This window comes from Pantoea sp. CTOTU49201, from assembly GCF_032054795.1.
Classification (GTDB): Bacteria; Pseudomonadota; Gammaproteobacteria; order Enterobacterales; family Enterobacteriaceae; genus Pantoea; species Pantoea symbiotica.
The window spans coordinates 1-3,067 of the sequence record NZ_DAMBSA010000492.1; the positions used below are offsets into that span (position 1 = coordinate 1).

Annotated in this window: 4 protein-coding genes; 2 read left to right on the forward strand and 2 right to left on the reverse strand. The window is 55.6% G+C overall.

Annotation, left to right across the window (positions count from 1 at the left end; genetic code table 11):
• Positions 1-603, reverse strand: a 603-nt coding sequence (locus RTY00_RS22695; protein WP_312666415.1) for a DeoR/GlpR family DNA-binding transcription regulator, incomplete at its 3' end; no start/stop codon positions are given.
• 128 nt (positions 604-731) lie between these two features.
• Between RTY00_RS22695 and RTY00_RS22700 the strand changes: the two genes are divergently transcribed.
• Positions 732-1,091 carry a hypothetical protein gene (locus tag RTY00_RS22700; protein ID WP_008110185.1) on the forward strand — a complete coding sequence of 120 codons (360 nt, stop codon included), beginning with the start codon at positions 732-734 and terminating at the stop codon, positions 1,089-1,091.
• A gap of 83 nt (positions 1,092-1,174) precedes the next feature.
• Here the strand turns inward: RTY00_RS22700 and RTY00_RS22705 are convergent, their stop codons facing one another.
• A complete protein-coding gene (locus RTY00_RS22705; RefSeq protein WP_312666411.1) occupies positions 1,175-1,921 on the reverse strand; it encodes an SDR family oxidoreductase in 747 nt (248 codons plus the stop codon).
• Between the two features lie 147 nt (positions 1,922-2,068).
• Between RTY00_RS22705 and RTY00_RS22710 the strand changes: the two genes are divergently transcribed.
• Positions 2,069-2,980 carry a LysR family transcriptional regulator gene (locus RTY00_RS22710; protein WP_312666413.1) on the forward strand — a complete coding sequence of 304 codons (912 nt, stop codon included), beginning with the start codon at positions 2,069-2,071 and terminating at the stop codon, positions 2,978-2,980.
• Positions 2,981-3,067: the final 87 nt, after the last annotated feature.

A 3,067-nucleotide genomic window follows, 5' to 3' on the forward strand; every position in this document is an offset into this window, starting at 1 on the left:
GGTTTCAGCCGCGCGTGCGGAAAGCGCGCGTTTCACACTGGCCTCTTCGTAATTGCCGGTGGTTAATCCTGCGGTTTTGTGTACGCCGGTCACGCCCATGAAGAACAGATCGGCATTAATCCGTGCAATCGCTTCCAGCACCGCCGCACCCACCGCAACCACCGAATGGCGATACAGCAAGCCGCCAATCATGATCACCTCAACCTGCGGATAATCCACCAGCGCCACGGCAATACTTGGACTGTGCGTCACCACGGTAAAGGCCAAATCCGGCGGCAGCAGCTTTACCATCTCGGCGGTGGTGGTGCCGCCATCGATAATCACCACTTGTCCGGGCTGAATAAGCTGTACTGCTTTCTGCGCGATAAGACGCTTGGAGCTGATCTGCACGCTTTTGCGTGTTTCAAACGGTGCGATAGCCGCAGAAACCGGCAGCGCACCGCCGTGCACCCGTTGCAGTAAACCTTCGGCGGCTAGCTCACGCAGATCGCGGCGAATCGAGTCTTCCGAGACCGCGAAACGCTGGCTTAGCTCGCTCGACATCACCTGTTTTTCTTCGGCCAAAATGGCGAGGATTTGCTGTTTACGTTGGCTGGAGAGCATTATTTTCTCATTCATGTTTTTGCTTGTATTTGCACGATTATGCATGTTAACGTAGATTTTGTCACCAATAATCGGGCAAACGTGCAAAAAAACGCGAGCCCTAAACATCGAACCTCTGGAGAAGCCTAATGTTAATTCTTATCGCAGGACCGGTACGCAGCGGCACTAACGGCAATGAAGTGTTAATTCATGAAAATATTAAGAAATTAGACCAGATTGCCTTGCAGGTCTACCAGCGTGGACATACGCCGGTGATTGGTGAATGGCTGGCGTTGCCGCTGGCAAGCGCGGCCGGTTCGCAGAAGATTGGCGATGAAATCAGTGAATCTTTTCTCTATCCGGTAGCGCATCGCTTGATTCACTGTTGCGATGCCATCCTGCGCATTCCGGGTGCTTCTCAGGGGGCGGATAACGATGTGCGGATTGGCAAGGAGCGGGGGATTTCGATCTTTACCCAGTTGGATGAGATTCCGGTGGTTGAGGCGTAGAAAAGGCGTGGTCGCCATGAATGGCGACCCTACAAAAAACGCAAATATTCGTAGGGTCGCCATTTATGGCGACCTGGTACGCGTTACACCTGCGCCATACCGCCATCAACAAAGATTTCGGCGGCGTTGATAAAGCTGGACGCATCGGACGCCAAAAACGCCACTACTTTGCCAATCTCACCCGGTTCGCCGAGGCGACCTAACGGCACCTGAGCCGCGAGCGCATCAAACAATCCTTGCTGCTGATCTTCAGGCACCAAACCACCTAAACCTGGCGTGCGCACCGGGCCGGGACTGACCACGTTGACGCGAATACCGCGATCTTTCACATCCAACGCCCACGAGCGGGCAAAGTTACGCACTGCGGCTTTACTGGCGCTGTACACGCTGAATCCGGCGGTGCCTTGAACTGATGTGGTGGAAGCGGTGAGGATCACCGAGGCGTTGTCGCTCAGCAGCGGCAGCGCTTTCTGCACGGTGAACAGCACGCCGCGCACGTTGGTACCAAAGATGCGGTCAAAATGCTCTTCGGTGATGGCGCCGAGCGGCAGCATGTCGCCGCCACCGGCGTTGGCGAACAGGATATCGAGGCGGCCGGCTTGTTTAGCGATTTCTGCATAGACGTTGTCGAGGTCGCTCAGCACCGAAGCGTCGGCGCGGATTCCGCTGGCGCTAGAACCGATGCTGGCAACTGCCGCATCAAGTTCCGCCTGACGACGACCGGTGATAAACACGCGTGCGCCTTGTGCTGCCAATTCCTGCGCGGATGCCAGACCAATGCCGGTTGTGCCGCCGGTTACCAATGCGATTTTACCGTTGAGTGCGTTCATGTTTGCTTCTCCAATGTGTGCTGAGGTTTTGATAACTGCGATGCAGTGCATGAGAAGCAATCTAACGTCACGGCGTTTACTGATAAATGGTGTAAAATCGAAATGACTATTCCAGTGTGTGGATAATTGAGTGCAGCGGAAAACAGCATGGATCAGTTAATGGCGATCAAGGCGTTTGCGCGCGTAGTCGAAGCGGGCAACTTTACGCGTGCGGCGGATTCACTCGACATGCCCAACGCCACGCTGAGCAAACTGGTGCAGGAACTGGAAGCGCATCTCGGCATTCGCCTGCTACAGCGCACCACGCGGCGTGTCACGGTGACGCCGGAAGGGCGCGATTACTATGAAAAAGCGCTGCGTATTGTGCGTGATTTGGAAGATATCGATCACTCGTTCAACGCTGAAAGCGCTAAACCCGGCGGCTATCTGCGCATTGATATTGGCGGATCAACCGCGCGCGATGTGTTGATCCCCGCGATGCCCGATTTTATCGCTCGTTATCCGGACATCCGTATCGACCTTGGTGTTGCGGATCGCGCGGTGGATTTGATCAGCGGTAACGTTGATTGCGTGATTCGCGGCGGTCCGCTTAGCGATTCGTCGCTGGTGGCGCGGCATTTGGGGGATGCGGAGATGATCACCTGCGCCGCGCCGGGCTATCTGAAAACCTACGGTGTGCCGGCTTATCCGCAGGAGCTGAAAAATGGCCATCGCATGGTGAGCTATTTGTCGCCGCAGAGCGGCAGGGCGTTTCCGTTTCGTTTTACACAGGGCGCCGAGCAGCTGGAAATTAAGAGCGAGCATCGGATTGGCGTCAACGAAAGTAACGCGCATCTGGCGACGGCGGTTGCGGGATTGGGGATTATTCAGACTTTCCGCTACGCAGCGGCGGCAGATTTGCAGGCGGGAAAATTGGTCGAGATTCTCGCGACGTGGCGTCCGGCGAATTATCCGTTTCATGTGGTGTATCCGCAGAATCGCCATCTGACGCAGCGGTTGCGGGTGTTTATTGAATGGTTGCGGGAAGTGTTTCCAGGGCGATTGAACGGGACAATGTAGGGTCGCCATTCATGGCGTAATGCCGCTCAGTTAAGCGCAGAGCGACTTTCGTTCGCCTCGTGCTGAGGCAGTTTCAGCACCTTGGTG

Coding starts and splice junctions, on each gene's coding strand:
- RTY00_RS22700 (WP_008110185.1), top strand. CDS start 732: ATGTTAATTCTTATCGCAGGACCGGTACGCAGCGGCACTAACGGCAAT.
- RTY00_RS22705 (WP_312666411.1), bottom strand. CDS start 1,921: ATGAACGCACTCAACGGTAAAATCGCATTGGTAACCGGCGGCACAACC.
- RTY00_RS22710 (WP_312666413.1), top strand. CDS start 2,069: ATGGATCAGTTAATGGCGATCAAGGCGTTTGCGCGCGTAGTCGAAGCG.